This window comes from Streptomyces sp. BL1 (genome assembly GCF_057628045.1).
On sequence record NZ_JBXYWZ010000002.1, the window covers coordinates 7,491,221 to 7,508,133 of the forward strand.

The window sequence follows — 16,913 nt, forward strand, 5'->3', positions numbered from 1 at the left end:
GGTGAAAAGAGAAATTCATGTGCGCGGGTGGAGCATCGGGGCGCATCAGTGCGTGCACCTCTCTGCTGTCAACTCCTCGTCGGGCACTGCTTCGTGGTCCTGGAGCTCGGCCGCAGCGGGACCGGCCGTCTTACGGTGCTTCTCCGTGAGTGCGGCGGCGAGGGTCAGCAGAATTCCTGCTGCCAGCCACGAGCCGAGGACGAGAAGGTGGGAGCCGAGGCCGGCTCGGTCGAAGTAGAGGATGCTGCGGGCGCCTTCGACGAATCCCGCGCCGTTCCAGAAGGAGTGCAGTGTTGCGTAGAAGTCGTTCTGCAGCTCCGGGCCCACGAGGCCGCCGGCGCTGGTGAGGTTGAGCATGACGAACAAGCCCATCAGCACCAGCGGGGTCAGGCTCTTCAGGAAGGTCTGCAGCCCCAGGCCGATGGCGATGACACCCGCGCTGAAGAGTGTGCCCAGGCCCCAGATCGCCGCGTAGGAGTCGTCGACCACCCCGAAGACGGGCCCGGCGAGGATGATCCCCACGGTGCTCAGGGCCAGCGAGGCCCCCAGGCCGAGTACTGCCCGTGCGCGCATGCCGATCACATGAGCCGCGCGGTCCAGGATGAGCACGCTGATGTACGAGGACACGCTGAGGGCGATCAGCAGGAAGAACAGGCCGCCACCGTTGGCATCCTCGGCCGGCAGCGGTGACACATCGGTGACCTTCAGCTTCGTTCCCTGTTCCTCGGCCACCTTCTGGAAGACGGTCTCGGTGGCGTCAGCGGTGGAGTGGGAACCGGCCTCGGCGACCAGGACTTCCGGCGTGTCCTTGGACGGGACGAAGGCTCCGGCGATGTCACGGTCCATCAGCCGGTCGTGGGCCTCTTCGCGGGTCGGCACTGTGCCGACCTTGAGGCCGTCCCCGGCCTTGGACTCGAGGGCCTGCTTCAGAGGCTGAGTCTGCGATGCCGTGCCGACGAGGGACACCTTCAGGTCGTGGGGCTGGGGTTGGTGGAAGGCGCCGAGGTAAGTCGCCCCCAGGCCCAGGCAGATGAGCAGCGGGGCGAGCAGGTGTGCTGCCACGCGCAGAAGCGTGGTGCGCCGGCTCTGGACGGTGAGGTCCGCATCGGCAGTCGGGGGTGCGTTGGCATCCGGAGTGGTCATGACGGTCCGGCTCCTTGAGCGTGACGGAATGGGGGTGAGGGTGAGTGCGATGTCCGAGGGGGTCGCGGCAGTCGACGGGGGCACCGTGTCCGGCTCACGGCCGAAGCCGGACACGGTGCGCAGCAGTGGCGTCGGCCCGTCCCTCGGTGCATCAACAGGCCGTGCGGAATGCGGGCTTGGGGGTCAGGCTGTGGGCAGCCACTCCGGGCGGCCGGAGCCGCGCGGGACGAGGATCTGCCGGTAGGAGCCGGGGGTGTCGGACATCTTCACCTGATCGGTGATGCCCTGGTAGTGGCCCAGGGGAGTCTCGGCGGTGAAGACCTCGGGGTCGGGGTAGGCGTGGAGTTCGCCGGTGCCCGCGATCTGCCGTGCGTAGTTCTGGTCGAAGATGCCCAGGGAGAGGATCCACAGGGCGACTCGGGAGAGGGAGACGTGTACGCGGTAACTGCCGCCGTGCACGGCGCGCCGCCGCAGCGCCTCGGCGATGCCCGCGGTCATGAACCACGACACGAGGTAGTCGTTGACGACTGTGATGGGCGGCAGGGCGGGCTTGTCGCCGTCGCCTTCCAGGTGCAGCAGGCCGGTGAGGGCGCCGGCGGTCTGGTCGAAGCCGAGGTAGTCCTGCCACGGACCGCCGCGGCCGTTCAACGACACCGTGGCGTAGATCAGGCCCGGGCGCCGCGCGGTGGCTTCCTCCTCGGACAGGCCGATGGAGTTCAGGAAGCCGGGGCGGCGGTTGGCGTAGAAGACGTCGGCACCGGCCTGCAGTTGGTGGATGCGCTGCAAGCCCTCGGGGGCGTACGGATTCACCGTGGCGGACCGGACGCCGACGCCGGTCGTCAAGTAGGTGATGTCGTGCTCGAGTTCGTAGGGGCGCCAGAGATTCAGTACGTCGGCCCCGTGCAGGGCCATGGCGCGTCCGGCGCCCGCGCCCGCGATGATGTGGCCCATACCCAGGGCTCGCACACCGTCCAGCGGGGCGGTGGCCTCGGCGGGCAGCGGCTCGGGGTCGCTGTCTCCCACGCGGGTGATCTCGACCAGCGGCGTGTGTGCGAGGACGTCCGTGTACTGGCGCTCGGCGAGGATTTCCCGGGGCGTGCGCACCATGGGCATGACGCAACCGGCATCGGCGCCGGCCTCTTCCAGCTCTCGGGCGTTCCACTTCGAGATCGCGGCTGCGACGTCCTCGGGGACGTCACCGACGCCGAGCAGTTTCTGGGCAGCGACCTTGATGTTGGGGTAGATGTTGAACGGCATCATCCACCGGTCGTCGGCGGTGCGGTAGAAGTTGTTGGCGAAGGCCTGGTTGATGATCGAAGGGTGGCCGCCGGTGTAGCCGTTGAGGAGTTCCCACTTCTGTTCGTAGAAGGGGCACAGTCGGTGCGGGCCCACTCGCAGGTCCATGCTGATGTTCTGGCCGCGGCCTGTGCGGTCCTTCCAGAGGGCGGCGACGGCCGCGGACTTGGCGACCATGGCGATGCCGGAGGCGGCGCCCAGACGCAGAGTGCTGGGGACCACCGGGTCCGCGCCCTGATAGGTGATCGTGCCCCCGGTGTCCTCCGGGGTCAGGCCGATGTCTGCGAGGACCTCATGCGATGCGGTGTCGACGTCGAAGGCGTCGTCGGTGGCCGGGTGGGCAACGGCCGTGGCGATCTTGTCCGTGAGTGACATTGCTTCTTCGTTCCTGGGTGTGGTTCCGGGCGGTGTTCAGGCGCTGTGCTGGGAACTGCGCTCCTGTGGCGTTTCGTTGAGGGCGCGCATGAGGGCGATCTGGGCGCGGTCGCGTGCGGCGCCGAGCTCGTCGACGTTGCCGGTGCCGAAGGCCTCACGTGCCTGGCCGACCAGGCGGGCGACGGTGGCGTCGTCGAAGGTGGGGTTGCCCAGGGAGGGCCACAGGTGGGCCTCCATGCCCCGGCCGAGATGGTCGATGAAGTCGGGCAGGCCGCCGGGCCCGCCGCCGAGGTGGAAGGTGCGGAACGGTCCGGCCACGGCCCAGCGCATGCCGATGGAGGCGGTGACGACGTCGTCGAGCTCCTGCTCGGTCACCACGCCCTCGTCGACGAGGTGGACGCACTCGCGGAACAGCGCCGCCTGCAGGCGGTTGGCGACGAAGCCGGGAACCTCCTTGTGGAGCACCTGGGGCTTCTTCCCGAGCGCCGTGTAGAAGTCCTTGGCCTGCTCGACGGTGGCCTCGGAGGTCTTCTCGCCGGGGACGATCTCCACCAGCGGCACCAGGTGCGGCGGGTTGAAGGGGTGCCCGACGATCAGCCGCTCCGGCTGCCGCAGTTCGGCGGCGACGGCCGTGGCGGGGATGCTGGAGGTGGAGGTGGCCAGCAGCGCGTGGGCGGGCGCGGCCTGCTCGATGGTCTGCCAGATCTGTTGCTTGAGCTCCAGGCGTTCGGGGCCGTTCTCCTGGACGACGTCGGCGTCGGCGACGGCTGTGGCCAGGTCGGCCTCGAAGGTGAGCCGGTCGGTGAGATCGTCCGTGGGCAGCCCGAGTTCGGCCAGCGTCGGGGTGATCTCCGCCAGGCCTGTCAGGACGAGGTCGTCGATGTTCTCGCGCGGGTCGTTGACGACGACATCGAGGCCGCGGGCGAGGAAGAGCCCGGCCCAGGAGATGCCGATCACGCCGCCGCCGATAACGGCGGCCCGCTGGTAGGGAGTTGTCGCCGTGGCGCCGTCCTGCCGGAGGGTGTCGTCCCGCGAGTCGGAAGAGTGGTTCATGGGTGTGCGCTTTCTCGGAGAGAGGGCGAGGAGCGCCGTACGCAGGCGATGAGCCGGCGAAGGACGCAGCCTGCCTGTGCGGTGCGCGGTCTCAGACGGCGAGGTAGTCGTGGACAGGCTCGACCGGGGACAGCGTCAGATCCGCGGTGATGTGACTCGCGTGCACGACCTCGAGCACCGGAAGGTCGGCGAGCGGGGCCATCGCGTGGGCGAAGAGCTCCAGCCGCGCGGGGGAGGTGAAGGCGCTCTTGACCGTGATATCGGAGATCCGGGTACGCACCAGATCGCAAATGCGCGGGGTGCCGTCGTAGTTCGGGACCATCTTCACCATGAAGTTGGGCACGCAGATCTCCGCCCGGGCCTCGTCGAGGTCCATGACGTGGTGGTCGTAGCCCATGGTCGCGGTCGCCACGCGGAGCGTGCCGTAGTCGAGGGTGCCGACAAGGGTGTCGGAGTCGACGTAGAGGGCGGGGGAGCCGCCCTTCTTCGGGTACGCGCTGTACTCACGTCCGCTGGAGATGGCGGGCACGCTGTCGACGTACATCGCCAGGTTGAACTCCCCGGCTTCTCCCTCGTGCTCGACTGCGATGAGCTGCCCGGCTTCGGTGTAGTCGCCCAGGCCCGTCGTGTCGGGCATCCGCATGACCTCGAAACGGACCAGCGGCTCGGGGACGCTCAGCGGCTCGGGAACCAGCCGTCGCAGCACCTCGGGATCCGTGCGGTAAACGATGTTGAGGTACTCACGATTGGTGAAGCGGTACCGGGCCGGGGGGTACGCCGGGGAGTCCAGAGGGGTGGTGAAACTCCGGGCGACGTCGCTCTTGTCCATCAGGGCCTCCAGGGAGAGGCCGGACGGGGCCCGTGGCGCTGTGGACGCGGGCCGCGCTTGCCTCTCCCACGTGGGGAATGTCGGGGGATCGCGCGTTCCGTACATCGGGGAGCGCGCACAACCCAGTGGACGCCCGGGAGAGACTGTCTGTCCAATATATGCTGGGTTCATGATCCATACTGCTGGTGATATCGCTCTGACGAGGCGCGTGCTGGAGCAGTTCCTGACCGTCGCCGAGGAGCAGCACTTCGGCCGCGCGGCGGAGCGCCTGTTCATGAGCCAGCCGCCGCTGAGCCAGTCCATTCAGCGCCTGGAGCGCATGCTGGATGTCCGCCTGTTCGACCGCGGCCCCGGCGGCGCCACACTCACTCCGGCCGGGGAAGTGTTCGCGGTGGACGCGAAACGCCTCCTCGAGGCACAGTCAGCCGCCGTCGAACGGGTCCGACGCGTCGCGAGCGGCCTGGAAGGGGATGTGCGTGTGGGATACGTGAGCATCCTCAGTCACCACTACATGCCGGGTCTGCTGCGCACGGCGGCGGAGGAGCTGCCGGGGCTGCGGGTGCACCTGCATCAGGACTCCTCGGCCACCGTCGCCGACATGGTCCGCGCGGGAACCCTCGACCTGGGGTTCCTGCGCGACCCCTCGCCTCTCTCGCCCGAGCTCGTCAGCCGCGGCTTCGCCGTCGAGCGCCTCGCTGCGGCCCTGCCTCAGGGGCACCCGCTGGCCACGGCCGAGCGGGTCGGTCTGGGGGATCTGCGTGACGAGGGGTTCGTCGTTCCCGGCGCAAGCACGCTGCCGGCCCTCGCCCAGCAGATGCAACTCGCCTGCCAGGAGGCCGGGTTCACCCCGCACACCCGGGCGACGGCCGACGATCTCACGGGCCTGTTCAGCTATGTCGCCTCCGGGCTGTGCGTCGCCCTCCTGCCCGAGCAGCTGCGTGAGTTCCCCATGGCCGGTGTGGCCTTCGTGCCGCTGCGCGGCGCGTCGTCGTACCTGGACACCACTGTTGTCGCCGTGCACCGGCCGGACGCGGACGCGGCAGTGCTGCGGCTGCTCGACCTGATCACCCGCTCGGTCTCCGCAGGGTCTTCGTCGTGAGCGCCCCCGTTCCCCGTGCTGTCCCGGGCCGGCGGGAGAGGGGTGAGGCAGCGGAGACTCATCGGCTCCTGGACGTCGGCGAGATCCTGCTGGTGAACAACTAGCGGCCGGCAGCCTTGCAGGTGCGTCCGCACGCCTTTGCGCCGGGAGCTACTCCAGAACCGCGTTGCCGAGCCAGTGCGCAGCGAGGAGGGCGGCGCGGACGTCGAAGTCGTCCCGGAGGGAATGCGCGCCCGCCGGCAACAGGTCGGTCGCTCGTTGGACGCGGTACTGGATCGAATTGCGGTGCAGATGCATCACCTCCGCAGCGGTCGCGTAGCTGCGGCGGTGGGAGAGGAAGACCAGGAGAGTCTCCCGAAGGACGGCATCCCGCGGTTCCGGTCCGGCCAGACTCCCCAGCGTCCCCCGGACGAAGTCACGGACCCCGTCCGGATCGCCGGACATCAGGGCGACAGGCGCGATGTCGGCGTACCTCACCCACTGCGGACGGCCCACGTGTGAGCTCCGGTGTGCGGCACCGTCGAGCCGCATCACGAGGATCTCCTTGACCTGGGCGGCCTGGCGAGCCGAGGTACGGAACCCCGCCAGCCCGGGACCGGGTTGTCCGACAGCGGCGTTGAGGAGTGTGCCGGACGGCGGGGTGAGGTCCACCGGACCGGCGTTGCCGTCGGCGGGCAGGGCGAGCCACAACCGGGCCTCCCGCTCGTCGGCGGGAACTGTGAGCGAGGCGCGGGCCCGCAGCGCCGATACGGCATGCGCGCGGACGTCCTCGACCGCCGCGATGAGGTCGAAGGACGTCATCTCATCCGCCGGCCACAGTGTGCACGCCACATGCACCGCGTCGAGGGGATAGCGCAGCGCCCGTTCCGCGGCGGAGTGGTCCACGGTGCCGCCGCCGAGAAGTTCGTTCACCCACTGCTGACGGACACCGCTACGGCTGGCCACCCACCGCTCGCGCTCCAGCTCGTAGGTTCGCCCCACGTGTTCGCAGATGTGGTCGATGTACTGCGCGGAGCGGCGCACCAGGGCCACGGTCAGTGCCACCCGGTCGCCGGCCGGCACCTCGTCGAGACGTGCGAAGGCTCTGTCGAGGAACAGGGAGTGCCCGATCCGGTAGGCCCTGATGAGCGCGGACAGCGGAATGTCGCGCTGGGCCAGCATGCGGGCGTATGCCAGGGCGGCGTTCGGCGCCTCCAGCTGATGAGCTCCCGTGTCCTGCTTGAGGAAGTGCACCGCGGCCACGATGTTCTCCGTGATGCTCGCCTCGAGCAGCTGCCGGGAGGCCGCGTCGTGGTCGAGTGCACTGATCTGGACGAGGGTCACCCGCACGAGGCCCGCGACGAGATCCTCCAACTCTTCCCGAATCCGGTCGGCGGCCTCGGCGAGCAGTGTTTCCTCCGACGACATGCCGGCATGTTACGGCGGCGGCCAGGCAGCCGGTTCGTGCGCGGAGCACGAAAGAGCCCCCGCATCTTGTGAGGCGCATCCGATGCCGCCGGCGCTGTGGCGGCCCTATCTTCACCAACGTCCCGCCCACCGAACCCTGTTGAGGTGCACACCCGCATGAATGTGAGCCGCCTGCCCGCTGTGCGTGCCGAACAAGCCCCGAACGCCCCGGCCCTCGCCGACGACGTACACGGCAACCTGCACAGCCTGTCGAACGCCACCTTCGCCGCCCTGATCGAGCAGTACGCCCGGCACTTCGCCGACCGGGGCCTCGGCCCCGGGGACCTTGTCGCGGTCAAGATGTCCAACAGAGTGGAACTGGTGGTGGCCCTGTTCGCCGCCTGGCGGGTGCGGGCGGCCCTCACCCCCGTCAATCCAGCGCTGACAGAGGCGGAGACGCGCTACCAACTGCAGGACTGCCGGGCGAAGATCCTCCTCGCCGAGGAACCATCCGCCGAGGCGCCGGAGCCCGTCACCGTGCTCACACTCGGGGACCTGGAAGGCCCCGCGCCTGTCCTCGGTCTGCCCGAGCCGCCGACGGACCCGGAGGCCGCGGCGGACGATCCGGCGCTGGTCATCTACACCAGTGGAACCACCGGCCGGCCCAAGGGCGTTGAGCTGCTGCACCGCAACATCGACGCGATGACCGCGGCGATGGTCGAGTCGATGAAGCTGACCGAGGACGACCACAGCCTCCTGATCCTGCCGCTGTTCCACGTCAACGGCATCGTCGTCAGCATCCTCTCGCCGCTGCGCGCCGGCGGGCGGGCCACCATCGTGCGGCGCTTCAGCGCAACGGACTTCTTCCGTGTAGTGGAAGACGCCCGCCCCACTTTCTTCTCCGCCGTGCCCGCGATCTACGCCATGCTGGCCGGCCTGCCGCCCGAGGTGCAGCCGGACACCTCCTCCCTCCGCTTTGCCGCTTGCGGCGCCGCACCGATGCCCGCTCAGCTGATCAGCGCGGTGGAGCAGCGCTTCGGGTTCCAACTCCTGGAGGGATACGGGCTCTCCGAGGCCACCTGCGCCTCGACCGCGAACCCGCTGGACGGCATCCGCAAGCCCGGCACCGTGGGACTGCCGCTGCCCGGCCAGACCGTCGGGATCATGGGGGCGGACGGCAGCCTCGTCACCGATGGGGGAGTGGGGGAGGTGGTGGTCAGCGGCCCCACGGTGATGCGCGGCTACCTGGGCAGGCCGGAGGAGACGGCAAGGACCATCAGGGACGGCCGACTGCACACGGGCGACGTCGGCCGTTTCGACGAGGACGGCTACCTCGTCCTCGTCGACCGTGTGAAGGACATGATCATCCGTGCCGGGGAGAACATCTACCCCAAGGAGATCGAGACGCAGCTGCACGACCACCCGGCCGTACGCGAGGCCGCCGTCGTGGGGCGTCCCGATGCGGTACTGGGTGAAGTCCCCGTCGCCTTCCTTGCGTTGCACGACGCCGCGGCAGTCACCACGGACGGGATCGCCGCGTTCCTCACCCCGCGGCTCGCCGCCTACAAGCTGCCGGTGGACATCCACGTCGTGCCCGGGATCCCCAGGAACCCCGTCGGCAAGACCGACAAGCCCGCGCTGCGACGGCAGCTGCGCGAGCCCGCCCGCTGACCCGTGCCCAACCCCCTGACGAGACACAAAGGTGTGGTCTTCATGGGCTTCATGGCCCCGCAACTGCCGTCAGTCGACGCCGAATCCTTCCGCTCTCTGCCGCGCGGTGAGCGGCTGCGGATCCTCACCCGGCACTGGGTCGACCACGGCTTCGGCAGCCCCTACGCCGTCTTCCTCCTCTACCTGGTGAAGTGCCTGCTCTACATCGGCGGAGCAGCAGTCGTGATCGCTCAGACCCCCGGCCTCGGACCGGTCACCGATCCGGCCTCCTGGTGGTCCGAGCCGATCGTCTACCAGAAACTCATCGTCTTCACGCTGCTGTGGGAGGTGACCGGTCTGGGCTGCGGCTCGGGTCCGCTCACGTCCCGCTTCAACCCGCCGATCGGCTCGATCCTGTACTGGCTGCGGCCGGGCACCATCCGACTTTCCCCTTGGCCTGGGCGGGTGCCGCTGACCGCAGGAGACCGCCGTACCGGCTTCGACGTCCTTCTCTACGCCGCCGTACTGGCCTCCGGCATCTGGCTGTTGACCCTGCCCGGGGACGGAAGCCGCATCGAAGGCCTCGGAAACGTCGGACTCCTCGAACCGCTCGCGGCTCTCCCGCTCATCGTCTCGCTGGCGGTTCTGGGACTGCGGGACAAGACGATCTTCCTGGCGGCCCGGGGTGAGCAGTACTGGCTGTCGCTGCTGATCTTCTTCTTCCCGTACACCGACATGGTCATCGGCTTCCAGCTCGTCATGCTGGCCATCTGGTGGGGAGCGGCGACCTCCAAGCTCAACCACCACTTCCCGTTCGTGGTCGCGACCATGATGAGCAACGCACCGCTGCTGCCTTCCGGCAGGATCAAACGTCTGTTCTACCGCGACCACCCACACGACCTGCGGCCCTCACGCGTGGCCTGGCTGATGGCCCACATCGGCACGGCCACCGAGTACCTCGTGCCGCTGTACCTGGTCTTCCTCGGCGATGGGGGATTCTGGACCTGGGCGGCCCTGAGCTACATGGTCGTCTTCCACCTGCACATCCTCTCGACCGTGCCGATGGGCGTGCCCCTGGAGTGGAACCTCTTCTTCGTCTTCTCGCTGTTCCACCTCTTCGGCGCGCACGGCGACATCTCCGTGTGGGACCTGAACTCGCCCTGGCTGCTCGCCGTGATCCTGCCCAGCCTGCTGTTGCTGCCCCTCCTCGGCAACATGCGGCCCGACCTCGTGTCGTTCCTGCCCGCCATGCGCTACTACGCGGGTAACTGGGCCACCAGCGCCTGGGTGTTCACCGGCGATGCCCTGGAGCGTATGGAGAACTGCCTCACCACGGCGTGCCGGCTGCCCACCCGTCAGCTGGAGAGCCTCTACGACGCTCGCACCGCCTTGCTCATGTCCCAGAAAGTGCAGAGTTGGCGATCGATGCACTCACACGGCCGCGCCCACAACGGCCTCATCGACCGCGTCACCGACGGCCAGGACGACGCCGTCACCGTGGACGGTGAACTGATCGCCGGCTTCGCGATCGGCTGGAACTTCGGAGAGGGCCACCTCCACAACGACCAACTCCTCCACGCCGTACAGGACCGCTGCGGCTTCGCCCCCGGCGAGGTCCGCGTGATCTGCCTCGAAGGCCAGCCGATCCACCGCCAGACCCAGGACTACGAGGTCCACGACGCGGCCCTCGGGCTCCTGGAGCGCGGCCGTGTCACAGTGCGGGACATGCTCGCCCGCCAGCCCTGGCCGACCGACGGCCCGCACTACCCCGTCCACGACGTGGAGTCCCGCCACCCGCTGCGGCAGACTTCGGTCAACTCCCGCAGCGCGGATGCCGGCCACGTGGACGAATCGCACCGGGACACGGCGTCATGACCACCGCAGTCGTCGTCGGAGGCGGGCCCAACGGGCTCGCCTCCGCCGCCCTCCTCGCAAAGGCAGGCGTGCAGGTGACACTCCTGGAGGCCGCGGAAGAAGTGGGCGGCGGAACCCGCAGCCACCAGGCCCTCGTCCCCGGACTGCTGCACGACCACTGCTCGGCCATCCACCCCATGGCGGTCACCTCACCGGCACTTCGCGCACTCGACCTGGAACGCCACGGACTGCGCTGGCAGTTGGCACCCGTAGACTGCGCCCACCCGCTGGACGACGGAAGCGCCGGGGTGCTGATGCGCTCCGTCGAGGACACCGCCCGCATCCTCGGCGTCGACGGGAGCCGCTACCGGGCACTCCTGGCACCGTCCGTGCGCAACTGGGGCGCCCTCGCCCACGACGTGATGGGCCCTCTGCTGCGCGTCCCCGAACACCCGCTGCTGCTGGCCCGCTTCGGACTGCCGACCCTGCTGCCCGCCACGGCCCTCGCCCGTATCTTCCGCACCCCGCAGGCACGGGCCCTGTGGGTCGGGGTCGCAGCGCACGCCTTCCGCCCGCTGACCGGCCCTCTCACCTCCGCGATCGGTCTCGGCATCCTCACCGCCGGACACGCGGCAGGATGGGCCGTGGCCGAGGGCGGTTCCCAGGCCATCGCCCGCAGCATGGAGAGCGTGCTGCGCGCACACGGCGGCACGATTCACACCGGCGTACGCGTCAACGACGCCTCCCAGATCCCGCCCGCCGACGTGACCCTCCTCGACCTCGACCCCGGCCAGGTCGCCCGCATCTACGGCTACCGCCTCCCGCGCCGGGTACGGGCCGCCTACCAGCGGTTCCGCCGAGGTCCCGCCGCCTACAAGGTCGACCTCGCGGTCGAGGGCGGCGTGCCCTGGACGAATGAGCACGCGCGCCGCGCCGGCACCGTGCACCTCGGCGGCCCACTCACCGAAGTGGCCCGGACAGAGAGGGAGGTGGCCGCCGGCCGGATGCCGGAGCACCCCTTCGTCCTGGTCGGCCAGCAGTACCTGGCCGACCCCTCCCGCTCGGCCGGCAACGTCCACCCCGTCTACGCCTACGCCCACGTCCCGCACGGCTACGACCAGGACGCCACCGAAGCGATCCTCCGCCAGCTGGAACGCTTCGCCCCCGGCGTCCGGGAGCGCATCGTGGGCCAACAGGCCACACATCCCCGTGACTTCGCCACAGCCAACCCCAACTTCGCGGGCGGTGACATCATCACCGGAGCCAAAACCGTCCCCCAGCTCCTCCTCGGCCCCCGCACCACGCTCAACCCGTACTCCACCGGACTGCCCGGGGTGTTCCTGTGCTCGGCCGCCACCCCACCAGGCCCCGGCGCCCACGGCATGTGCGGCGTCTGGGCCGCCATGTCAGCACTGCGACACCTCGGCGTCCCCGCGCGGAAGAGCCACGCATTCGCAGAAGGGGAATTGAGCCCGTGCCGGTTCAAGTCTCACGGCCTGCCGGCAGTTCAGCGTGGGGAACGGGACAGGGGCCTGCTGTAGGTCAGATCGGACTGCCCGCCTTGATGACGTGCTTCAGACGCTCCTGAGGTCTGGTCAGGACCGTGATGTCCGCCAGCGGATCGCCGTCGACGACGAGCAGGTCGGCGTGGGCGCCGGCGGTGAGGGTGCCGATTTGGCCCTCCATGCGCAGCAGGCGGGCGGCGGTCACGGTGGCCGAGCGGATGAGGTCGGCGTTGGGCTGTACCTGGGCGCGCAGGGTGAACTCGTCGAGCTGGTGGGCGTGCATGGGGCCGAGGAGATCGGAGCCGTAGACGAGGTTCACGCCCGCCTTGTGGGCCTTCTCCAGCGCGCCGAGGCCGGCCTCCCGTACGTCGTCGATCTTCCGGTACGAGCCCTCGCCCAGGCCGTGGCGTCGGCCGGCCTCGGCCAGCTGCTCGTAGGTGACGAGCGTCGGGACGAGGAAGGCGTCGTTGGCCAGGAGCAGTTCGATCGTCTCGTCGTCGAGGAGGTTGCCGTGCTCGACGCAGCGGACACCGGCACGCAGAGCCCGGTTGACGCCGCGTGGGTGGTAGGCGTGGACGGTGACGTAGTGGTTGTGGTTGTCGGCCTCGGTGACTGCCGCGCGGATCTCCTCCTCGGTGTACTGCACGGCGGACACCTCGTCGTGCGGGGAGGCGACGCCGCCCGAGAGCAGTACCTTCAGGTGCTGGGCGCCCTTGCGGAACTCGTCGCGCGCGGCGGCGCGTACGGCGTCCGCGCCGTCGGCGATGCGGGCGAATCCGGGTTCGTGGCCGCAGCAGGGTGTGCTGTCGTCGGAGAGCGGGCGAATGTCGCCGTGGCCGCCGGTCTGGGAGAGTGCCTTGCCGCCGAAGACGAGGCGGGGTCCAGGCATCAGGCCTTCGTCGAGGGCCCGGGCCATGCCGTGGTCGGCGCCGCCCACGTCGCGCACGGTGGTGAAGCCGCGGCGCAGCATCCGCCCGGCCTCCCGCAGGGCGCGGACCGTGGCGTAACCGGGGGTCCAGGACGCCCGGTCGGCCGCGTCAAGGCTGGTGATCAGGACATGGACGTGGGCGTCGACGAGGCCGGGCATGACGGTGGCTCCGCCTGCGTCGATCACGCGTACGCCGTCGGCGGCGGCCGGGGCGCGGCCGATGCCCGTGGCGGCGATGCGGCCGTCGGTGACCTCGAGCCAGGAGGGGTCGGTGAGTTGGGCCTGTTCGGGGTGGAGGAGGCGGGCGCCGGTGATGAGCAGGCGGCCGGCGGTGGGGGCGGTCATGCGGCGGGTCCTTCCAGGTGTTCCAGGCTGCGTCCGGCGGTCTTCTCACCGAACACGACGATCGCGGCCACAGCGACCGCGAGGGCGCCCACCAGGACCAGGAAGACGTTGGTGAAGCCGACGCTCCCGTAGAGATAGCCGATGGCGACGGGCGCGATGATCGCGCCGGCCCGGCCGACGGCGGAGGCCGCACCCATGCCGGTGGCGCGGATGGCGGTCGGGTAGAGCTCGGCGGTGTAGGGGTAGTAGACGGCGGCCGAGCCGTTGGTGAAGGCGGCGAGGAATGCGGCGCAGACCAGCAGCGTCGTGGGGCTGTCGGCCAGGGCGACTCCGAGGGCGGAGAGGGTGGAGCCGGTCGCGTAGGCGGCGATGAGCCATTTGCGTTCGACGCGGTCGATGAGGGAGCCCGCCAGGTAGTAGCCGGGGATCTGGGCCAGGGCGGTGACGAGTCCGAAGAGGAAGGACTTGGTGATGGAGAAGCCTTTGGCGGTGACCAGCAGGGCGGGAAGCCAGCTGGAGAAGCCGTAGTTGACGCCGGTCAGGATGAACCACAGCGTCCACAGGACGAGGGTGGTGCGGGCCGTGGGCCCACTCCACAGAGCGGCCAGCTGCCCCGCGGCGCTGCGCTTGCGCGCCGTGTCAGCCGAGGCGGGACCAGGAGTGTCCTCATCGTGCGAGGCCGGCGCCACCCTCTCCTGCGTCGCCGTACCCGACTCCCGCTCGAACTTCTCGACCACGGCCGCGGCTTCGGCGATCCGGCCGCGTGCGATCAGGTAACGCGGGGACTCCGGAAGGTTCTTGCGCCACCACAGCAGCAGCACGACCGGGGCGGCCGCGATCACGGCGGCGATGCGCCAGCCGGTCTCGGGGTGCGGAGAGATCACGAGCGGCGCGACGACTCCGGCGAGGACGTAGCCGAAGGCGAGGAAGCCGACGGTGCGGGCGACGAAGCGCCCCCGGTGCCGTGCGGGGAGGAACTCGGAGATGTACGGGGCGATCAGCGTTGTCTCGGCACCGATGCCGACCCCGGACAGGGCGCGCCATATGAACAGCTCGGTTGTCCCGGAGGACGTGGCCATCAGCAGGCTGAACACGCAGAACACCAGCAGTGCCCACATCACCAGGCGGCGGCGCCCGAACCGGTCGGCGAGCACACCCGCCAGCAGCGCGCCGACGAGGTAGCCGAAGAAGATCGAGGACAGCAGCCAGCCGGCGGCGCCTCCGGTGATGCCCCACATCACGATGACCGCGGACAGCGCATAGCCCATGAGCTGGCCGTCGAAGGAGTCGAAGGTGTAGCCCAGGCCGCCCTGGAACATCAGCCTGCGGTGCGGACGCCCGGGTTCCAGGCGGTCGAGTCTGTCCAGTAGTGCCTGGCCGTCAGCGGTCGTGCGGTTCTCAGCGGTTGTCACAGTGCCTCCACGAGGGACGCCGGACTGGCGATGCCGCGCAACAGTAGATGCACAGTGATGTCCGTGCAATGATTGATGCATGGAGAGAATGACGATGCTGACGCTGCGGCCTGCCAAGGGGCGCGCCGAAGACCTGATCGCCTACTACCGCTCGCAGGGCATCCTCGAAGCATCCGGCGCGACCGCCTCGCACGTCCTGATCGCCCAGGACGACCCGGACACCGTCGTGGTCACCGCCCTGTGGGCCGACGCCGCCGCCTACACGGCCTGGCAGAATTCCCCCGAGCGCAAGGAGTTCAGCGAGGGCATGGCGCCCTTCTTCGACTCCGAAGGCGGCGCGCACACCCGGGGGTTCCGGGTCGCGCACGAAAGCAGCCCGTCCACCTGACCCGGGGCCGGGCCGACGAGGAGGACACGTGACGATCGAGGCCTGGCTCGCCGGGCGGGAGGGGCACCACGAACTCGGCCCCCAGGCCGGGCGGGTGGTCCATGTCCTCGTCCGGGCACCGCAGTTCGCCACCTACTCCTCGGCCCGCGAGGTCGCCGAGCGGGCCGGCGTCAACGTCTCCACCGTCGTACGCACCGCGCAGCAGCTCGGTTTCGAGGGCTGGACCGACCTCCGGCAGGAGCTGCGCGAGTACTACCTCGACTCGATGGCCTCCGGCGATCTCGGCCCGAAGCAGGCCACCGACGCCGCCGGCCGCACGCTCCGCCAGGACGCGGCCAACGTCAATGCGCTCACCACCGAGGAGAACCTCCAGGCGATCCGCGCCACGGCCCAGGCCATCAGGTCCGCGCACCGCACCGTGGTCATCAGCTCCGGCAGCGGGGCCGGGCCCGCCCACGTCCTCGGCCACCTCGGCTCCGTCATGGGCTACGACATCCAGCTCGCCCTCGACTTCGCCACCGCCCAGGCCGTCCAGGTCACTCGGCTGCGGGAGGGGGACTGCCTGATCGTCTTCAACGTCTGGCGGCTCACCCGCGCCCTGCGCGGCCTGACCCGGATGGGCCGGGAACGCGGCGCCACCGTCTGCGTCCTCACCGACCTGCACTCCTCGCCCCTCACCGAGGACGCCGACCACGTGATCGTCACTCCTGTCGAGGGCGTCCAGGGCGCCGCGTCCCTCACCGCCATGGTCGCCGCCACCCAGGCGATCCTCGGTGAACTCACCGACGCAGAAACCAGCCGCACCGCCGGCCAGGTCCAGCAGGCATGGAACGACCTCGACCTCATGGACGACCACCCGTAGAGCGGTGAGGACGGAGAAGACGGCGGCAAGTCGGCTTCGGGCTCACCGGCAGGACGGGGTGGCGGTACGGAGGCCGGCGTCTATGTGCTCAGGTCTGCCACGAGCCGCTTGGCGAGCAGTTGGGAGGAGGCGGGGTTCTGGCCGGTGTAGAGGTTGCGGTCGACTTCCATGAAGGGACGCAGGGGCAGACGTCCCTTGCGGTAGTCGGCGCCGCTTTCGCGCAGGCGGTCCTCCAGCAGCCACTGTGCCTTGCGGCCGAAGCTGTTGAACTTCTCCTCCAGGTTGGACAGGCCCGTCATCCGGTATCCGGCGAACGGCCATGAGCCGTCCTCGTTCTTCGCCGCGAACGCGGCGGCCGGTGCGTGGCACAGCAGTGCCAGCGGCTTGCCGGAGTGCAGGACGCGGGTGAGCAGCGCTCCCGAGACCGGGTCGACGGCGAGGTCCTCCATCGGCCCGTGCCCGCCCGGGTAGAAGACCAGGTCGAACGCGTCCGGGTCGATCTCTTCCAGGGGGCTGGGGTTGTTCAACTCGCCCTGGATGGAGTCGAGGTACCGGGCGACCTCGCGCAGTGTGGACGGCAGGCCGGCGGTGCGGGACATGCTCAGGCGATCCAGCGTGGGAGCCTTGCCGCCGGGCGTCGCGAGAGTGATCTCCCATCCCGCACGGGTGAAGGTCTTGTGCGGCATGGCCAGTTCCTCGCCCCAGTAGCCCGAGGGGTGCACTTCTCCGTCCTTCAGCGTCCAGCGGTCGGCCGCGGACACGACGAAAAGAACTCTGGTCATCTCTGT

Annotated in this window: 14 protein-coding genes; 6 read left to right on the plus strand and 8 right to left on the minus strand. The window is 69.8% G+C overall.

Annotated features, from left to right (window positions below; genetic code table 11):
* Positions 1-45: 45 nt before the first annotated feature.
* The 4 genes from AC3AGO_RS32885 to AC3AGO_RS32900 form a co-directional block, all read right to left on the minus strand.
* Positions 46-1,143, minus strand: coding sequence for an ABC transporter permease (locus AC3AGO_RS32885; RefSeq protein WP_487823931.1), 1,098 nt, complete (start codon positions 1,141-1,143; stop codon positions 46-48).
* A gap of 183 nt (positions 1,144-1,326) precedes the next feature.
* Positions 1,327-2,814: a CoA transferase gene (locus tag AC3AGO_RS32890; RefSeq protein ID WP_487823932.1), complete on the minus strand. Its 1,488-nt coding sequence runs from the start codon at positions 2,812-2,814 to the stop codon at positions 1,327-1,329.
* Positions 2,815-2,850: 36 nt separating this feature from the next.
* Positions 2,851-3,867, minus strand: coding sequence for a 3-hydroxyacyl-CoA dehydrogenase family protein (locus tag AC3AGO_RS32895; protein ID WP_487823933.1), 1,017 nt, complete (start codon positions 3,865-3,867; stop codon positions 2,851-2,853).
* A gap of 91 nt (positions 3,868-3,958) precedes the next feature.
* Positions 3,959-4,696, minus strand: coding sequence for an acetoacetate decarboxylase (locus AC3AGO_RS32900; protein WP_487823934.1), 738 nt, complete (start codon positions 4,694-4,696; stop codon positions 3,959-3,961).
* Positions 4,697-4,865: 169 nt separating this feature from the next.
* Here AC3AGO_RS32900 and AC3AGO_RS32905 point away from each other — a divergent pair, with 169 nt between their 5' ends.
* Positions 4,866-5,795 carry a LysR family transcriptional regulator gene (locus tag AC3AGO_RS32905; protein WP_487823935.1) on the plus strand — a complete coding sequence of 310 codons (930 nt, stop codon included), beginning with the start codon at positions 4,866-4,868 and terminating at the stop codon, positions 5,793-5,795.
* 150 nt (positions 5,796-5,945) lie between these two features.
* On the opposite strand, the gene AC3AGO_RS32910 is transcribed toward AC3AGO_RS32905, so the two are convergent.
* The gene (locus tag AC3AGO_RS32910; protein ID WP_487823936.1) at positions 5,946-7,202 is read right to left on the minus strand and encodes a PucR family transcriptional regulator; all 1,257 of its coding nucleotides are present in this window, start codon (positions 7,200-7,202) and stop codon (positions 5,946-5,948) included.
* Positions 7,203-7,358: 156 nt separating this feature from the next.
* Here AC3AGO_RS32910 and AC3AGO_RS32915 point away from each other — a divergent pair, with 156 nt between their 5' ends.
* Genes AC3AGO_RS32915 through AC3AGO_RS32925 form a run of 3 tightly spaced genes read left to right on the plus strand, consistent with a single transcriptional unit; the run spans position 7,359 to position 12,226 of the window.
* The gene (locus tag AC3AGO_RS32915; RefSeq protein ID WP_487823937.1) at positions 7,359-8,852 is read left to right on the plus strand and encodes a class I adenylate-forming enzyme family protein; all 1,494 of its coding nucleotides are present in this window, start codon (positions 7,359-7,361) and stop codon (positions 8,850-8,852) included.
* A 42-nt stretch (positions 8,853-8,894) separates the two neighbouring features.
* Positions 8,895-10,706, plus strand: a complete 1,812-nt coding sequence (locus AC3AGO_RS32920; protein WP_487823938.1) for a DUF3556 domain-containing protein — start codon at positions 8,895-8,897, stop codon at positions 10,704-10,706.
* Positions 10,703-12,226 carry a phytoene desaturase family protein gene (locus tag AC3AGO_RS32925; RefSeq protein WP_487823939.1) on the plus strand — a complete coding sequence of 508 codons (1,524 nt, stop codon included), beginning with the start codon at positions 10,703-10,705 and terminating at the stop codon, positions 12,224-12,226. The genes AC3AGO_RS32920 and AC3AGO_RS32925 overlap by 4 nt, the downstream gene beginning before the upstream one ends.
* A gap of 1 nt (position 12,227) precedes the next feature.
* Here AC3AGO_RS32925 and AC3AGO_RS32930 read toward each other — a convergent pair whose 3' ends face one another.
* Together AC3AGO_RS32930 and AC3AGO_RS32935 are read right to left on the minus strand one after the other, a co-directional pair.
* Positions 12,228-13,463 carry a metal-dependent hydrolase family protein gene (locus AC3AGO_RS32930; RefSeq protein ID WP_487823940.1) on the minus strand — a complete coding sequence of 412 codons (1,236 nt, stop codon included), beginning with the start codon at positions 13,461-13,463 and terminating at the stop codon, positions 12,228-12,230.
* Positions 13,460-14,875, minus strand: a complete 1,416-nt coding sequence (locus AC3AGO_RS32935; protein WP_487823941.1) for an MFS transporter — start codon at positions 14,873-14,875, stop codon at positions 13,460-13,462. Before AC3AGO_RS32935 ends, AC3AGO_RS32930 begins: the two co-directional genes overlap by 4 nt.
* Positions 14,876-14,954: 79 nt before the next feature.
* Here AC3AGO_RS32935 and AC3AGO_RS32940 point away from each other — a divergent pair, with 79 nt between their 5' ends.
* Positions 14,955-15,263: an antibiotic biosynthesis monooxygenase family protein gene (locus AC3AGO_RS32940; protein WP_487823942.1), complete on the plus strand. Its 309-nt coding sequence runs from the start codon at positions 14,955-14,957 to the stop codon at positions 15,261-15,263.
* Between the two features lie 28 nt (positions 15,264-15,291).
* Positions 15,292-16,125 (plus strand): MurR/RpiR family transcriptional regulator, encoded by an 834-nt coding sequence (locus AC3AGO_RS32945; RefSeq protein WP_487823943.1) that lies wholly within the window; start codon positions 15,292-15,294, stop codon positions 16,123-16,125.
* Between the two features lie 80 nt (positions 16,126-16,205).
* Here AC3AGO_RS32945 and AC3AGO_RS32950 read toward each other — a convergent pair whose 3' ends face one another.
* Complete coding sequence (locus tag AC3AGO_RS32950) at positions 16,206-16,907, minus strand: type 1 glutamine amidotransferase domain-containing protein (RefSeq protein ID WP_487823944.1); 702 nt, start codon at positions 16,905-16,907, stop codon at positions 16,206-16,208.
* Positions 16,908-16,913: the final 6 nt, after the last annotated feature.

What these genes read in the sequence shown, in the direction of transcription:
- AC3AGO_RS32885 (WP_487823931.1), bottom strand. Translation starts at nt 1,143, where the DNA reads ATGACCACTCCGGATGCCAACGCACCCCCGACTGCCGATGCGGACCTC.
- AC3AGO_RS32890 (WP_487823932.1), bottom strand. Translation starts at nt 2,814, where the DNA reads ATGTCACTCACGGACAAGATCGCCACGGCCGTTGCCCACCCGGCCACC.
- AC3AGO_RS32895 (WP_487823933.1), bottom strand. Translation starts at nt 3,867, where the DNA reads ATGAACCACTCTTCCGACTCGCGGGACGACACCCTCCGGCAGGACGGC.
- AC3AGO_RS32900 (WP_487823934.1), bottom strand. Translation starts at nt 4,696, where the DNA reads ATGGACAAGAGCGACGTCGCCCGGAGTTTCACCACCCCTCTGGACTCC.
- AC3AGO_RS32905 (WP_487823935.1), top strand. Translation starts at nt 4,866, where the DNA reads ATGATCCATACTGCTGGTGATATCGCTCTGACGAGGCGCGTGCTGGAG.
- AC3AGO_RS32910 (WP_487823936.1), bottom strand. Translation starts at nt 7,202, where the DNA reads ATGTCGTCGGAGGAAACACTGCTCGCCGAGGCCGCCGACCGGATTCGG.
- AC3AGO_RS32915 (WP_487823937.1), top strand. Translation starts at nt 7,359, where the DNA reads ATGAATGTGAGCCGCCTGCCCGCTGTGCGTGCCGAACAAGCCCCGAAC.
- AC3AGO_RS32920 (WP_487823938.1), top strand. Translation starts at nt 8,895, where the DNA reads ATGGGCTTCATGGCCCCGCAACTGCCGTCAGTCGACGCCGAATCCTTC.
- AC3AGO_RS32925 (WP_487823939.1), top strand. Translation starts at nt 10,703, where the DNA reads ATGACCACCGCAGTCGTCGTCGGAGGCGGGCCCAACGGGCTCGCCTCC.
- AC3AGO_RS32930 (WP_487823940.1), bottom strand. Translation starts at nt 13,463, where the DNA reads ATGACCGCCCCCACCGCCGGCCGCCTGCTCATCACCGGCGCCCGCCTC.
- AC3AGO_RS32940 (WP_487823942.1), top strand. Translation starts at nt 14,955, where the DNA reads ATGGAGAGAATGACGATGCTGACGCTGCGGCCTGCCAAGGGGCGCGCC.
- AC3AGO_RS32950 (WP_487823944.1), bottom strand. Translation starts at nt 16,907, where the DNA reads ATGACCAGAGTTCTTTTCGTCGTGTCCGCGGCCGACCGCTGGACGCTG.